Origin of the sequence: Tsukamurella spumae (genome assembly GCF_012396015.1) — a bacterium.
In the GTDB taxonomy this organism is placed as follows: domain Bacteria; phylum Actinomycetota; class Actinomycetes; order Mycobacteriales; family Mycobacteriaceae; genus Tsukamurella; species Tsukamurella spumae.
In genome coordinates this window covers 248770-263022 of sequence record NZ_JAAXOQ010000002.1, presented here as the reverse complement: position 1 = coordinate 263022, position 14253 = coordinate 248770, and the positions used below count along the sequence as shown (strand labels likewise).

General features: G+C 67.4%; 11 protein-coding genes. 2 read left to right on the top strand and 9 right to left on the bottom strand.

Translation table 11 applies throughout. The features are described 5' to 3' along the window. Positions 1-265 precede the first annotated feature (265 nt). From HF999_RS02820 to HF999_RS02810, 3 genes are read right to left on the bottom strand one after another with little or no spacing between them, the layout of a single operon-like run. Positions 266-859, bottom strand: coding sequence for a dienelactone hydrolase family protein (locus HF999_RS02820; protein ID WP_168544406.1), 594 nt, complete (start codon positions 857-859; stop codon positions 266-268). Further along, positions 856-1446, bottom strand: a complete 591-nt coding sequence (locus HF999_RS02815; RefSeq protein ID WP_168544405.1) for a TIGR03086 family metal-binding protein — start codon at positions 1444-1446, stop codon at positions 856-858. Before HF999_RS02815 ends, HF999_RS02820 begins: the two co-directional genes overlap by 4 nt. A gap of 55 nt (positions 1447-1501) precedes the next feature. Beyond that, positions 1502-2089, bottom strand: coding sequence for a TIGR03086 family metal-binding protein (locus HF999_RS02810; protein WP_168544404.1), 588 nt, complete (start codon positions 2087-2089; stop codon positions 1502-1504). Between the two features lie 63 nt (positions 2090-2152). Here HF999_RS02810 and HF999_RS02805 point away from each other — a divergent pair, with 63 nt between their 5' ends. Then, the gene (locus tag HF999_RS02805; RefSeq protein ID WP_168544403.1) at positions 2153-3103 is read left to right on the top strand and encodes a helix-turn-helix transcriptional regulator; all 951 of its coding nucleotides are present in this window, start codon (positions 2153-2155) and stop codon (positions 3101-3103) included. Here HF999_RS02805 and HF999_RS02800 read toward each other — a convergent pair. Beyond that, positions 3066-3755 carry a hypothetical protein gene (locus tag HF999_RS02800; protein ID WP_168544402.1) on the bottom strand — a complete coding sequence of 230 codons (690 nt, stop codon included), beginning with the start codon at positions 3753-3755 and terminating at the stop codon, positions 3066-3068. The genes HF999_RS02805 and HF999_RS02800 overlap by 38 nt on opposite strands. A 31-nt stretch (positions 3756-3786) precedes the next feature. Next, positions 3787-4122, bottom strand: a complete 336-nt coding sequence (locus tag HF999_RS02795) for a hypothetical protein (RefSeq protein ID WP_168544401.1) — start codon at positions 4120-4122, stop codon at positions 3787-3789. A gap of 34 nt (positions 4123-4156) precedes the next feature. Between HF999_RS02795 and HF999_RS02790 the strand changes: the two genes are divergently transcribed. Then, a complete protein-coding gene (locus HF999_RS02790) occupies positions 4157-4531 on the top strand; it encodes a YccF domain-containing protein (RefSeq protein ID WP_068747210.1) in 375 nt (124 codons plus the stop codon). Positions 4532-4636: 105 nt separating this feature from the next. Here HF999_RS02790 and HF999_RS02785 read toward each other — a convergent pair whose 3' ends face one another. The 4 genes from HF999_RS02785 to HF999_RS02770 form a co-directional block, all read right to left on the bottom strand. After that, complete coding sequence (locus tag HF999_RS02785) at positions 4637-4924, bottom strand: hypothetical protein (RefSeq protein ID WP_168544400.1); 288 nt, start codon at positions 4922-4924, stop codon at positions 4637-4639. Positions 4925-5036: 112 nt separating this feature from the next. Further along, positions 5037-8993: a DNA-directed RNA polymerase subunit beta' gene (locus HF999_RS02780; protein ID WP_168544399.1), complete on the bottom strand. Its 3957-nt coding sequence runs from the start codon at positions 8991-8993 to the stop codon at positions 5037-5039. A gap of 27 nt (positions 8994-9020) precedes the next feature. After that, positions 9021-12539, bottom strand: coding sequence for a DNA-directed RNA polymerase subunit beta (rpoB, locus tag HF999_RS02775; protein ID WP_168544398.1), 3519 nt, complete (start codon positions 12537-12539; stop codon positions 9021-9023). A 517-nt stretch (positions 12540-13056) separates the two neighbouring features. Next, positions 13057-14208 (bottom strand): ABC transporter ATP-binding protein, encoded by a 1152-nt coding sequence (locus tag HF999_RS02770; protein ID WP_168544397.1) that lies wholly within the window; start codon positions 14206-14208, stop codon positions 13057-13059. Between the last annotated feature and the right edge of the window lie 45 nt (positions 14209-14253).

Here is a 14253-nt window from a genome sequence, read left to right as displayed (position 1 = left end):
CGCCTGCGGCTTCCGCAACACCGAAAACTCACGCCGCAGGATACGATTCCACTGCACCCGCGCCCAGCGGGCCAGCATCCAGCAATTCCACTGCTAAGCAAGTTTGCCCGCTCAACTTCGAAGAGCCGGAATGACCCTTCTAGTGGCGCGTGTTCAAAATGTCTTTCTGATTTCTGTGGTAAGATAATCAGTGTATGTGCGCTGAGCCTGTTCTGGTAGTGCGATGCTCATGCCTACAACGGTAGGACCTCAACCATCATTGATGCTAACGGCCGCCGGAGTCCGCCACGCCCGCGAACCGCAGCACCGCGTCCCAGAAGACCTCGGCGGAGGCACCGTCGAACTCGTCCGGGAGCGAGGGGTCGGTGAACAGGTGCCCCGCCCCGGGGTACTGGATGAACTCGCCGATCGCGCCCGCCTCGCCCACCGAGCGCAGCACCGATTCGACCGAACCGGGTTGCAGGAACGGATCGTCGAGCGCGTAGTGCAACTGCGCGGGAACGCCCTGCGGCCAGTGCGCCTGGCCGATCACGTCGAGTGGCAGCGCTCCGGAGCAGAGGATCGCGCGACTCACCGGCCGGTTGCACGCGACGTACGTGGACATGCCGCCGCCGTTGGAGAAGCCCATGACCACCAGGTCGTCCGGGAGCCCCCCGACGGCGGCCAGCGCCGAGGCCATGAGCGCCGGGTAGCCGATGCCCTCCGCGAACGCGGAGGCCTCCTCGTACGAGTCGAAGACGCGGCCGTCGTACTGGTCGACCAGGTGCACGGTGTGCCCCGCGGCGCGGAGCCGGTCCGCGGCGAGCCGCACGCCCTCGCGCGCGCCGAGCACCGAGTGGAACAGGGCGACGGTGCTCATGCGCCCCAACCTACTGCGCTGCGGCCGTTCCAGTTGGCCAGACGCTCGGTGGGACCGGCACCGTCGCGCGACTCGACGACGGGGCCGAACGGGAACTCCGGCACCGCACGCAGTTCCGCCGGAATCGCGACCCGCGCCACCTCGAGGGCGGCCGCAGCGACGGCACCGTCGGGAATCTCGGCGGGCTGCCCGGTGGCCACGGCGATGTCCCACCCGTGCGCCAGCGCCTCGTTGACGTAGGTCGCCAACGCCTCGGCGCCGGAGGACGGCCCCCACGGCGCGGTCACCGTCCCGTCGAGCGACGCGTCCGCCCACGCGGCGAGCGACCGCGCCCGGGCGTCGGCGTAGGTCGCGGCGTCGTGCTCCGCCACCGTGTTCGGCAGGCCGGCGACGGTGCCCGTCTCCGCGAGCGCGGTCACCTGCAGGCAGTGGGCGGTCAGGTGCCCCGCTAGCGCACGGACGTCGAGGTCGCCGCCGGACGGCGTGGGCCGGTCCAGCTGGTCGGCGGTGACGCCCTCCAGCAAGGACAGGACCCACGCCGTGGCGGCGGCGTAGTCGGGGCGGGGATCGGAAACGGACTCGGTCATGACATCGATTCAACAGGTCCCAGCGGTCAGTTCCCGACCTCAATGTACTCCGGCGTCACGCCACCCAGCCGGCGGCGCTGCGCCCGCTCCAGTTGGCGAGACGTTCGGTGGGTCCGGCGCCGTCCCGTGGTTCGACGACCGGGCCGAAGGGCACACCGTCGAGTTCCCTGATCTGCGCGGGGAGCTGCTGCTGGGCCGCCTCGAAGGCGATTCGAGCGAACTCGGGGTCGGGGAATTCCGCCGGCTGACCGGTGGCGACCGCGAGATCCCAGCCGTGCACCAGAGTCTCGTTGACGTACATTCCCAGAGCCGCGACGGCGGGCACCACGCCCCAGGGCACCTCGACCTCCCGATCGAGCGGCGCCGTGGCCCACGCCGCCAGCGCGGCGGACCGGCGCTCGGCGAAGGTCGGCGCATCGAATTCCTCGGTGCGGACCGGCTGCCCCTCGACGGTACCGACCTCCGCGAGGGCGCGCGCCCGGAGCACCGTCGCATGCAGGTGTTGCGACAGTGCGCGGACGTCGAATTCGTCGCACGGCGTGGGCTTGTCGAACTGGTCCGCCGTGATGCCCGCGAGCAGGGACTGCACCCACTCGGTGGCGGCGGCGTAGGCGGGACGGGGGTCAATGGCTGTGGTGGTCATGGAAACGATTCAACCGCCCTAACATGACACCTTCTGTCATGTATTTCTGCCAGGCTTGGAGACATGCGCGCCGACCGCCTCCTCTCCGTCCTCATGCTGCTGCGGCACCGCGGCACGATGACGGCCGCGCAGCTCGCCGTCGAGCTCGAGGTCTCCACCCGCACGGTCCTCCGCGATGTCGAGGCCCTGTCGTTGGCCGGCGTGCCCGTCTACACCGATCGCGGCCGCGGCGGCGGGATCCGCCTGCTCCCCGGTTACCGCACCGACCTCACCGGGCTCACCCTCGACGAGGCCAAGGCGCTGCTGTCCGGGGCACCGTCGCCCGCGTTCGCGAACGCCATGCGCAAGGTCGCCGCGGCGCTGCCGGAGGCGCACCGTCGGGAAGCGGCGGCCGCCGCCCAGCGGATCCACGTGCGCCCCGACGGTTTCGCCCGCGCGCCGGAGCCCGACCCCTTCCTCGGCGAGCTGCAGCGCGCCGTGATCGACGGGCTGCGCGTGCGGGCCGTCTACCGGCCGCGCGGGGGCCAGGCGGCGGAGCGCGTGCTGAACCCCGTCGGGTTGGTGCACGCGGGGCAGGCCTGGTACCTGATGGCCCTGCGCGACGGCGAGCGGCGCACCTATCGCACGTCCCGGTTCTCCTCCGTCACAGTCCTTTCCGAGACCGCACAGCGGCCCGACGAGGTGGACCTCGCCGCCGAGTTCGAGGCCTCCCGCGCGTCCTTCCGGTCCGGGCACGCCGGGACGACGGTGACCGTGCGAGCCGACGAGTACGGCTGGGCCAAGCTCGCGACCTTCGGCACCGTCGTCACGCCGCCCGGGTCCGACGGTGCCGGGGTTCTGGAGTTCGTCGACCTCGGCCGGGCGATCTGGACCCTGTGGGCGGGCCTGCCGGACCTGACAGTACTTGACCCGCCGTCCGTCCGGGATGCGTTGCGCGACAGGAACGACGCTGCCGCACGATCGCTGGAAAAGATGGTCAGCGAGGCGGAACATTCAGCCCCGGACCACGATTGAGCTCCTCAATCTCAGCAGGAGTCAACACCAGCGCGGAGAATCCGACCTTACGACCAGACCTCATAGTGACCACAGCCAGCGGCGAGCGGACACGCTCCACAGGAATCCCGGTCACGAACAACCCGTTGTTGTACTCGCTGAAATGCGCCTGCCCCCGGCGGTACCTCACTCGCTGAATCGAATTCGCCACGGTAACCCACTCATGATCGGCGACAATGCGCGGCCACCACATCCGTCCGACCATCGCACCGCCAATGAGGAGAACTATGATCGCCACTTCGAACGGCGCCAACAATGCCGGAGCCACAGCCCTGGAACTCGCGCCGCCGGTCGACACGTCCACCGCCGCTCCGAGACTCATCACCGTGACGCCGACGCACGCAGTGATCGTTCCCACCACCGGAATTACACCAGCCGTCACCTCGAATACGCCGCCGACCACGCGAACACGCGCGCGTTTGACACTGCGCCACAGGATCGCCGCACCCGCTCCGATCAGCGTGAGCCAACCACCGACAGCGAGTAGTTGACCTGACACGAGGGGGCGCGACCACTGCTGTGGGAGGCCCGTCGTCAATGCGATGAATGCCCACGCCACGAGAATCGCTATCCCGACCACCAAGCAGATCGATCCCAACAACACGTTCTTCATGCTGATAAATACTAGCGATCGGCGTTTGCGCTCAGTGCAGAGTGACCGTGACGGCCGTGCCCTTCGGGCCGGACGTGGCGACGGCGAGGCCCGAGCGGTCACCGTCGGGGAAGTGGATCGTGAGGTCGGCGCCCTCGCCGGAGAAGTTGCGCCACCACTGCTTCTGGTCCGGCATCGCGACGCCGATGACGACCTCGTCGCCGCGGCGCCGGTAGGCGACCGGCAGCGAGAACCGCTTGCCGGACTTGCGGCCCGTGTAGCTGACGGTGACCATCGACTTCCCCAGCGCCGGCCCGACGACCGGCAGGGAGAGCAGGGGCGTGAACGCGGTGTTGAACAGCTTGGCCCCGCGCTGGAAGAGGTTCATGCCACTACGGTAGCCGCGTCGGCATACTGGGGTGATGAAGCTGATCCTCAACATCATCTGGCTCGTCCTGTGCGGGTTCTGGATGGCGCTGGGCTACGCGGTGGCCGGCGTTATCTGCTGCGTGCTCATCGTGACGATCCCGTTCGGGCTGGCGTCCTTCCGGATCGCGAACTACGCGCTGTGGCCGTTCGGGCGCACCGTCGTCGATCGGCCGACCGCCGGCGCGGCATCGCTGGTGGGCAACATCATCTGGTTGCTGGTGGCGGGGATCTGGCTGGCGATCGGCCACATCGTGACCGGAATCGCGTTGTGCCTGACCATCATCGGGATCCCGCTGGGTATCGCGAACTTCAAGATGATCCGGCTCTCGCTGCTACCGCTGGGCTCGGAGATCGTGCCGACGGCGTAGCGGCGCTACTCGGGGTGGACGCTGAGATGTCGGCCGTGGCGGCGCGGCCTCGCCGTTTCCCCAGGTCGTGGGAGAGGCGCGCCGCTGGGGATGACATCTCAGCGATCAGGCGGCCGCGATGATCAGCATGAGCAGCAGGAGCAGGAACAGCATCACGAACGGCACCGCCATGACGGCGACGACGATGCCCACCCCGTTGTACTTCTGCTCCCCCGGGCCGAGCGATCCGGCACTGAACGACCAGACCGGCGCCTTGTGCTGCAGGGAGACGGGCTGTCCGGGAGCGACATCGACGACGGCGTCGGCGGGGCCGCAGCTCGCGGGGAAGAAGTACGGGACGTGCACGTGCACGTGCACGTGGTGCCGTCCCGGAGCCAGCGGAATCTGATTCACGCCCAGACCCCGCGCGACTGGTGGCCGCCTTCCACCCGGCCAACAGCGCACCGTCGGACATGAAAACGGCCCCCGGCCTGCAGAGCAGGTCGGGGGCCGAGTTCAGCTGTGGCTACCGGTAGCCGTCGGAGAAGCCGTAGTCGTCGAGCGGCACCGCGGCACCGGACGGGGCGCCGAACGCACCCTCCGGGCCGTAGTACTGGTCGTCGAAGGTCGGCACCGAGTACGCGGCCGCGCGGGCCTCCTCGGTGGGCTGCACCTGGATGTTCCGGTACTTGTTGATGCCCGTACCGGCCGGGATGAGCTTACCGATGATGACGTTCTCCTTGAGGCCCACCAGCTTGTCGGAGCGGGTGTTGATCGCGGCGTCCGTGAGCACGCGGGTGGTCTCCTGGAAGGAGGCCGCCGACAGCCACGAATCGGTCGCGAGCGAGGCCTTGGTGATGCCCATGAGCACCGGACGGCCGGCCGCGGGCTCGCCGCCCTCGGCGACGACGCGACGGTTCGCGGCCTCGAACTCGGCACGCTCGGTGAGCGAGCCGGGCAGGAACTCCGTCGAACCCGAGTCGATGATCGTCACGCGACGCAGCATCTGACGAACGATCGTCTCGATGTGCTTGTCGTGGATCGACACACCCTGCGACCGGTACACCTCCTGGACCTCGTTGACCAGGTGCACCTGCACCTGACGCGGGCCCATGACGCGCAGCACCTCGTGCGGATCGGCAGCGCCCTCGAGGAGCTGCTGGCCCACCTGCACGTGATCACCGTCGGCCAGCAGACGCTCGCTGCCGTCCTCGTGCTTGAACACGCGCAGCCGCTGGCGCTTGCTGATCTTGTCGTACACGACCTCCTCGCCGCCGTCGTCCGGCGTGATGGTGATCGTGTAGAACCGGTCGTCGTCCTCCAGGCGGATGCGGCCGGAGACCTCGGCGATCGGGGCCTTGCCCTTGGGGACACGGGCCTCGAACAGCTCGGTGACTCGCGGCAGACCGCCGGTGATGTCGTCACCGACGCCACCCTGGTGGAAGGTACGCATGGTCAGCTGCGTGCCGGGCTCACCGATCGACTGCGCGGCGACGATACCGACGGCCTCGCCGATGTCGACGAGCTGGCCCGTCGCCATCGAGCGGCCGTAGCAGGTGGCGCAGACGCCGGTGCCTGTGGTGCAGGTGAGCACGGAGCGCACCTTCACCTCGGCGACGCCGGCGGCGAGCAGCGCCTCGATCTGCGGGTCGCCCAGGTCGTGGCCGCGCTCGACGACGACGTTGCCGCCGGAGTCCTTCGCGTCCTCGGCCAGGGTGCGGGCGTACGCCGAGGTCTCGACGTGCGCATCGCGGATGAGCGAACCGTCGGCCTGCACCTCCGCCAGCGGCACGACGATGCCACGGGTGGTGTTGCAGTCGGTCTCGCGGACGATGACGTCCTGCGAGACGTCCACCAGACGACGGGTCAGGTAACCCGAGTCGGCGGTACGGAGCGCGGTATCGGCCAGACCCTTACGAGCGCCGTGGGTGTTGATGAAGTACTCCAACACCGTCAGGCCCTCACGGAAGGACGACTTGATCGGGCGCGGGATGAACTCACCCTTCGGGTTCGTCACCAGGCCCTTCATGCCGGCCAGGTTCCGCACCTGGGTCATGTTGCCGGTAGCACCCGACTTCGGGATCATCGTGATCGGGTTGTCTTCGGGGTAGAAGTCGTCGATCGCCTTACCGACCTCGTCCGTCGCCTGCTTCCAGATCTCGACCAGCGCGTCGCGACGCTCACCCGAGGTGAGGGCACCGCGGGCGTACTTGCGCTCGATGCCGTCGGCACGCTCCTCGTAACGGTCGAGGATGTCCTTCTTGCTCGGCGGAACGAGCACGTCGGACATCGAGACCGTGACGCCCGAACGCGTGGCCCAGTAGAAGCCGGCGTCCTTGAGCTTGTCGACGGTCTGCGCGACCACGATCATCGGGTACCGCTCGGCCAGGTCGTTGATGATCACGGCCTGACGCTTCTTCGGCATCTGCTCGTCGATGAACGGGTAGTCCGCCGGGAGCAGCTCGTTGAACAGCACGCGGCCCAGGGTGGTCTCGGCCGTCCAGGCCTGACCGCGGGTCCACGCACCGTCGAACAGCTCCGCCTCGACCTCGGCCGCCGGGCGCTGCTGCGTGAGCCGCACCTTGATCGGCGCCTGAATCGACAGCTCGCCCAGGTCGACGGCCATGATGGCCTCGGCCGGGGACGAGTACACGCCGGTCTCCGGCCGGTCCTTGGCGGCGGCCACGAAGTGGCCGATCGCCTCGGGCTTGAGCGTGGTCAGGTGGTACAGACCGGTCACCATGTCCAGACGGGGCATGGCGAGCGGGCGGCCCGACGCCGGCGACAGGATGTTGTTGCTCGAGAGCATCAGGATCCGGGCCTCGGCCTGCGCCTCCGCGGACAGCGGGAGGTGCACGGCCATCTGGTCACCGTCGAAGTCGGCGTTGAAGGCCTCACAGACGAGCGGGTGCAGCTGGATGGCCTTGCCCTCCACGAGCTGGGGCTCGAACGCCTGGATGCCCAGACGGTGCAGCGTGGGAGCACGGTTGAGCAGCACGGGGTGCTCGGCGATGACCTCTTCGAGGACGTCCCACACCTGCGGGCGCTGCCGCTCGACCATGCGCTTGGCCGACTTGATGTTCTGCGCGTGGTTGAGATCCACCAGGCGCTTCATCACGAAGGGCTTGAACAGCTCGAGCGCCATCAGCTTCGGCAGACCGCACTGGTGCAGCTTGAGCTGCGGGCCCACGACGATCACCGAACGGCCCGAGTAGTCCACGCGCTTGCCGAGCAGGTTCTGGCGGAACCGGCCCTGCTTGCCCTTGAGCAGATCGGACAGCGACTTGAGCGGGCGGTTGCCCGGTCCGGTGACCGGACGGCCGCGGCGGCCGTTGTCGAACAGCGCGTCGACGGACTCCTGCAGCATCCGCTTCTCGTTGTTGACGATGATCTCGGGCGCGCCGAGGTCGATCAGTCGCTTGAGGCGGTTGTTGCGGTTGATCACGCGACGGTAGAGGTCGTTCAGGTCGGACGTGGCGAAGCGGCCACCGTCGAGCTGGACCATCGGGCGCAGCTCCGGCGGGATGACCGGCACCGCGTCGAGGACCATGCCCAGCGGCGAGTTGCCCGACTGCTGGAACGCCGCGACGACCTTGAGCCGCTTGAGCGCGCGCAGCTTCTTCTGACCCTTGCCCGAGCGGATCGTCTCGCGCAGGATCTCGGCCTCGGCGTCGATGTCGAAGTTCTCGATGAGCTTCTTGATCGCCTCGGCACCCATGGCGCCCTTGAAGTACTCGCCGTACCGATCCTGCAGCTCACGGTAGAGCTTCTCGTCGACGATCATGTCCTTCGGAGCGAGCTTGACGAAGGTCGTCCAGATCTCGTCCAGCTCGTCGATGGCGCGGCCGGCGCGGTCGCGGATCTGCCGCATCTCCCGCTCGCCGCCGTCCTTGACCTTGCGGCGCTGGTCGGCCTTGGCGCCCTCGGCCTCGAGCACGGCGAGGTCGTCCTCGAGCTTCTTGGCCCGGTTCTCCAGGTCCACGTCGCGCTGGTCGGCGAGGACCTTCTTCTCGGAGGTGATCTCGGCCTCGAGCGTGGACTGCTCGTTGTGGCGCTGCTCCTCGTCGACCTCCGTGATCACGTAGGCCGCGAAGTAGATGATCTTCTCGAGATCCTTGGGCGCCAGGTCCAGCAGGTAGCCCAAGCGCGACGGGACGCCCTTGAAGTACCAGATGTGGGTGACGGGAGCCGCCAGCTCGATGTGGCCCATCCGCTCACGACGCACCTTGGCGCGAGTGACCTCGACGCCGCAGCGCTCGCAGATGATGCCCTTGAAGCGGACGCGCTTGTACTTACCGCAGTAGCACTCCCAGTCGCGAGTAGGTCCGAAGATCTTCTCGCAGAACAGGCCGTCCTTCTCGGGCTTGAGCGTGCGGTAGTTGATGGTCTCGGGCTTCTTGACCTCGCCGTAGCTCCAGTTACGGATGTCATCGGCGGTCGCCAGACCGATCTTCAGTTCGTCGAAGAAGTTAACGTCGAGCACTTCTCTCCTAATTCGTCCGGTTGGCGGTTAGTTGGCGAGGTCTTCGGCCGAGGCGTTCTCGTTGCGCGAGAGGTTGATGCCGAGGTTGGCAGCAGCGCGCTCGAGATCCTCGTCGTCACCGTCGGCCATCTCGATGGCGGCACCGTCGGACGACAGGACCTCCACGTTCAGGCAGAGCGACTGGAGCTCCTTGAGGAGCACCTTGAACGACTCGGGGATGCCCGGCTCGGGGATGTTCTCGCCCTTGACGATCGCCTCGTACACCTTCACGCGGCCGACCACGTCGTCCGACTTGATGGTGAGCAGCTCCTGCAGGGTGTAGGCGGCGCCGTACGCCTGCATCGCCCAGCACTCCATCTCGCCGAAGCGCTGGCCACCGAACTGCGCCTTACCACCCAGCGGCTGCTGCGTGATCATCGAGTACGGGCCGGTGGAACGAGCGTGGATCTTCTCGTCGACCAGGTGGTGCAGCTTGAGGATGTACATGTAGCCGATGGCCACCGGGTACGGGAAGGGCTCGCCCGAACGGCCGTCGAACAGCGTCGCCTTGCCGTCGGCACCGACCATGACGTCGCCGTCGCGGTTGGCCAGCGTCGAGCCCAGCAGGCCCGCCAGCTCCTCGTCCCGCGCACCGTCGAAGACGGGGGTCGCGGTGTTGGTGTCCTTGGGCTGGCTGTACATCTCCTCGGGCAGCGCCGACGCCCAGTCCGGGATGTTCCCGTTCTCGTCGCGCACGTCCCAGCCGGTCTTGGCGACCCACCCGAGGTGCGTCTCCAGGATCTGGCCGATGTTCATACGACGGGGCACGCCGTGCGTGTTGAGGATGATGTCGACCGGGGTGCCGTCGGGCAGGAAGGGCATGTCCTCGGCGGGCAGGATCTTGCCGATGACGCCCTTGTTGCCGTGGCGGCCGGCGAGCTTGTCGCCGTCCTGGACCTTGCGCTTCTGGGCCACGTACACGCGGACCAGCTCGTTCACGCCGGGGGCCAGCTCGTCGTCGTCGTCGCGCGAGAACACGCGGACGCCGATGACCTTGCCGGTCTCGCCGTGGGGCACCTTGAGCGAGGTGTCGCGGACCTCGCGCGCCTTCTCACCGAAGATCGCGCGGAGCAGCCGCTCCTCCGGGGTCAGCTCGGTCTCGCCCTTCGGCGTGACCTTGCCGACCAGGATGTCGCCGTCGCGGACCTCGGCGCCGATGCGGATGATGCCGCGCTCGTCGAGATCGGCCAGCACCTCGTCGGAGACGTTCGGGATGTCCCGGGTGATCTCCTCGGCGCCCAGCTTCGTGTCGCGGGCATCGATCTCGTGCTCCTCGATGTGGATGGACGTCAGGACGTCCTCCTCCACCAGGCGCTGCGAGAGGATGATCGCGTCCTCGTAGTTGTGGCCCTCCCACGGCATGATCGCCACGAGCAGGTTCTTGCCGAGCGCCATCTCACCGTTGTCGGTGCAGGGGCCGTCGGCCAGGACCTGGCCGCCCTCGACGCGCTGGCCGGCGTTCACGATCGGACGCTGGTTGGCGCAGGTGCCCTGGTTGCTGCGCGCGAACTTGCGCAGACGGTGCGTCTTGCGGCTGCCGTCGTCGGCCATGACCGTGATGAAGTCGGCCGAGACCTCCTCCACGACGCCCGCCTTCTCCGTGATCACCACGTCGCCCGCATCGACCGCGGCGCGCAGCTCCATACCGGTGCCGACCAGCGGCGACTCGGAACGGACCAGCGGCACGGCCTGACGCTGCATGTTCGCGCCCATGAGGGCACGGTTGGCGTCGTCGTGCTCGAGGAACGGGATCATCGCGGTCGCGACCGACACCATCTGGCGCGGCGAGATGTCCATGTACTCCACGGCCGAGACCGGGACGAACTCCACCTCGGAGCCGCGCTTACGCACGAGCACCTTGTCGTCGGTCAGGCGACCGGCGTCGTCGGTGGCGGCGTTGGCCTGGGCGATGTAGTACCGGTCCTCCTCGTCGGCCGTCATGTAGACGACCTCGTCGGTGGTGGCACCGTCGACGACCTTGCGGTACGGCGTCTCGATGAACCCGAACGGGTTGACCCGCGCGTACACCGACAGCGAGCCGATCAGGCCGATGTTCGGGCCCTCAGGGGTCTCGATCGGGCACATGCGGCCGTAGTGCGACGGGTGGACGTCGCGGACCTCGAGGCCCGCGCGCTCCCGCGACAGGCCGCCGGGGCCGAGCGCCGACAGACGCCGCTTGTGGGTCAGGCCCGACAGCGGGTTGTTCTGGTCCATGAACTGCGAGAGCTGCGAGGTGCCGAAGAACTCCTTGATCGCCGCCGAGACCGGACGGATGTTGATCAGAGTCTGCGGGGTGATCGCCTCGACGTCCTGCGTGGTCATGCGCTCGCGGACGACGCGCTCCATGCGGGACAGGCCCACGCGGAGCTGGTTCTGGATCAGCTCACCCACGGTGCGCAGGCGACGGTTGCCGAAGTGGTCGATGTCGTCGACCTCGACGGGCACCTCGACGCCACCGTCCGGCACGGTCATGTACGTCAGCTGCTCCGACGGTGCCTCGTGCAGGCGCACGAGGTACTCGATCGTCGCGACGATGTCCTCCTCGGTGAGCACCAGCGGCTGCGTGCCGTCGGAGTTCGCCGGGAGACCGAGCTTCTTGTTCAGCTTGTACCGGCCGACGCGGGCCAGGTCGTAGCGCTTCTCCTTGAAGAACAGGTTCTCCAGCAGGGTCTGCGCCGACTCCTTCGTGGGCGGCTCGCCCGGGCGCAGCTTGCGGTAGATGTCGAGCAGCGCCTCATCGGTGCCGGCCGTGTTGTCCTTCTCCAGGGTGGACCGCATGATCTCCGAGAAGCCGAAGCGCTCGAGGATCTGCTCGGCGGACCAGCCGAGGGCCTTGAGCAGCACCGTCACGGGCTGCCGACGCTTGCGATCGATGCGGACGCCCACGGTGTCGCGCTTGTCCACGTCGAACTCCAGCCACGCACCGCGGGCCGGGATGACCTTGACGCTGTGCAGCGGCTTCTCGGTCGACTTGTCGATGTTCTCGTCGAAGTAGACGCCGGGCGAACGGACCAGCTGCGAGACGACCACGCGCTCGGTGCCGTTGATGATGAACGTGCCCTTGTCCGTCATCATCGGGAAGTCACCCATGAAGACGGTCTGCGACTTGATCTCGCCGGTGTTGTTGTTGATGAACTCGGCGGTGACGAACAGCGGAGCCGCGTACGTCATGTCCTTGTCCTTGCACTCCTCGATCGAGGCCTTGACCTCGTCGAAGCGCGGATCGGAGAAGGAGAGCGACATGGAGCCCGAGAAGTCCTCGATGGGCGAGAGCTCCGCGAGGATGTCCTCCAGACCACCGGTGGGCTGGGCCTCACCGCGCGCCGCGGCCTTCTCCCGCCATGCGGGGGTGCCGACGAGCCACTCGAACGAGTCGATCTGCAGGTCGAGCAGTCCCGGAACCGGGAGGGGCTCCTTGATCTTTGCGAACGAGACGCGCTTCGGGGCCCCGGGGACCACCGCGCTGTTCTGATCGTTCTGAGTCTGGCTGGAGACGGAGACTGCCAAGATGCGTCCTCTGCTGTGACTAGTAACGTTGCCTAATTGTGCTGACGGCAACCCGCAGAGATAACGACCTCAATCGCTGAGGCAATATTCAGATGGGCAGGAGGCAGCCAGCGCAACGTCCAACATTAACAGAGGAACGACCACCCCGCAAGAGGCAGTCCAGACTAAGCCCTGAAGGGCTCCCGCGCAAGCACGACGCGCGCCGTTGCATCGAACACCGGCACCATCGGTCGGACTCGCCGCCGCACCGGCCCCGGGCTGGCTACCTCTGGGGGCCGCGTGCACTCGATGATGCTCTCACGTGGACACGAGCACGTCGCGTCCTGCCGATAACTGTGACCCGTATCCGCCCGAACGTCAAGCGAAACCGCCGATTTCCTTCGAATATCGGGACCGCGCCGAGCTGAAGGCCCGCCCGACGGGTCCTGAGCGGCTCCTGAGACGACGAAACCGGCCCGGGGATGTTCCCCGGGCCGGTCCGATGTCCGTCCCTGTTCGACGGTGCGCCGTGCTCGACCTAGCGGCCGTCGACCTTGGGCAGGTGGTCGGTCGGGTTCTCGTCGATCTGCGTGGTCGGGTACGCCGCCGTGGGCGCCTCATCGCCCGTGTACCCCGGCTGGACGGACACGGGAGCCGTCTGCGGGGCCTGCGCGGCGACCTGCGCCGGTGCCGTGCCGACGAACTCGGCGGGGTCATCGCCCAGATCGCGGGCGATGGCGATCTGCGCCTTGTGCGGCAGGGTCGGCAGGATCTGCCGGACACGAGCCTTACGCCGCTGCTCACCCTTACGCGGCGGCATACCCGGCGTCGGCTGCATCTGCGGCGCGATCTCGTCCGGCACGTCCACACCACCATCGGAGTGCCCCGCGGCCACCCGCGCCATCTCGGCCTCCATCTGCGCCGAGTCCTTCTCCTCCGACATACCGATCGGACCGATCATCGAACCGGAGAGGAACTGCTTGACCACCGGCTCCTCACTGGTCAGCAACACCTCACGAGGACCGAACATCACCAGATGCTTGAGGAACAACATGCCCATGTTGTCCGGCACCGTACGGGCGATGTTGATGTTGTGCGAGACGATCAACGTCGTGCAGTCGATCTGCGCATTGATGTCCATCAGCAACTGACTGGTGTACGTGGTACGCACCGGATCCAGACCCGAGTCCGGCTCATCGACGAGCATGATCTGCGGATCCATCACCAACGCGCGGGCCAGGCCGGCACGCTTACGCATACCACCGGAGATCTCACCCGGAAGCTTGTCCTCCGCACCGATCAGACCCACCATCTCGAGCTTCTCCATCGTGATCTGACGGATCTCGCTCTCCTTCTTCTTCGTATGCTCACGAAGCGGGAAGGCCGTGTTGTCGTACAGGTTCATCGACCCGAACAGCGCACCGTCCTGGAACAACACACCGAACATCTTCCGGATCTCGTACAACTCCGAGCTCGAACACGTCAAGATATCCGTGCCGTCGATGATGATCTCGCCCTCCTCCGGGCGCAACAGACCGATCAACGACTTCAAGAACACCGACTTACCGGTACCAGACGGGCCGAGCAGAACCGACACCTCACCCGCAGGCAAGGTCAACGACACATCCGACCAGATGTTCTGGGACCCGAACGACTTCGTCAGGTTCTTGGTAGTTACTTCGACACCCACTGTCGGGACCTTTCGTCGCTTCCAGGTGTGGCTCGCGCCACAGAC

Excerpts from the sequence above, each read along its gene's own strand:
- HF999_RS02820 (WP_168544406.1), bottom strand. The coding sequence starts at position 859 with ATGAGCACCGTCGCCCTGTTCCACTCGGTGCTCGGCGCGCGCGAGGGC.
- HF999_RS02795 (WP_168544401.1), bottom strand. The coding sequence starts at position 4,122 with ATGAACCTCTTCCAGCGCGGGGCCAAGCTGTTCAACACCGCGTTCACG.
- HF999_RS02815 (WP_168544405.1), bottom strand. The coding sequence starts at position 1,446 with ATGACCGAGTCCGTTTCCGATCCCCGCCCCGACTACGCCGCCGCCACG.
- HF999_RS02810 (WP_168544404.1), bottom strand. The coding sequence starts at position 2,089 with ATGACCACCACAGCCATTGACCCCCGTCCCGCCTACGCCGCCGCCACC.
- HF999_RS02805 (WP_168544403.1), top strand. The coding sequence starts at position 2,153 with ATGCGCGCCGACCGCCTCCTCTCCGTCCTCATGCTGCTGCGGCACCGC.
- HF999_RS02800 (WP_168544402.1), bottom strand. The coding sequence starts at position 3,755 with ATGAAGAACGTGTTGTTGGGATCGATCTGCTTGGTGGTCGGGATAGCG.
- HF999_RS02790 (WP_068747210.1), top strand. The coding sequence starts at position 4,157 with ATGAAGCTGATCCTCAACATCATCTGGCTCGTCCTGTGCGGGTTCTGG.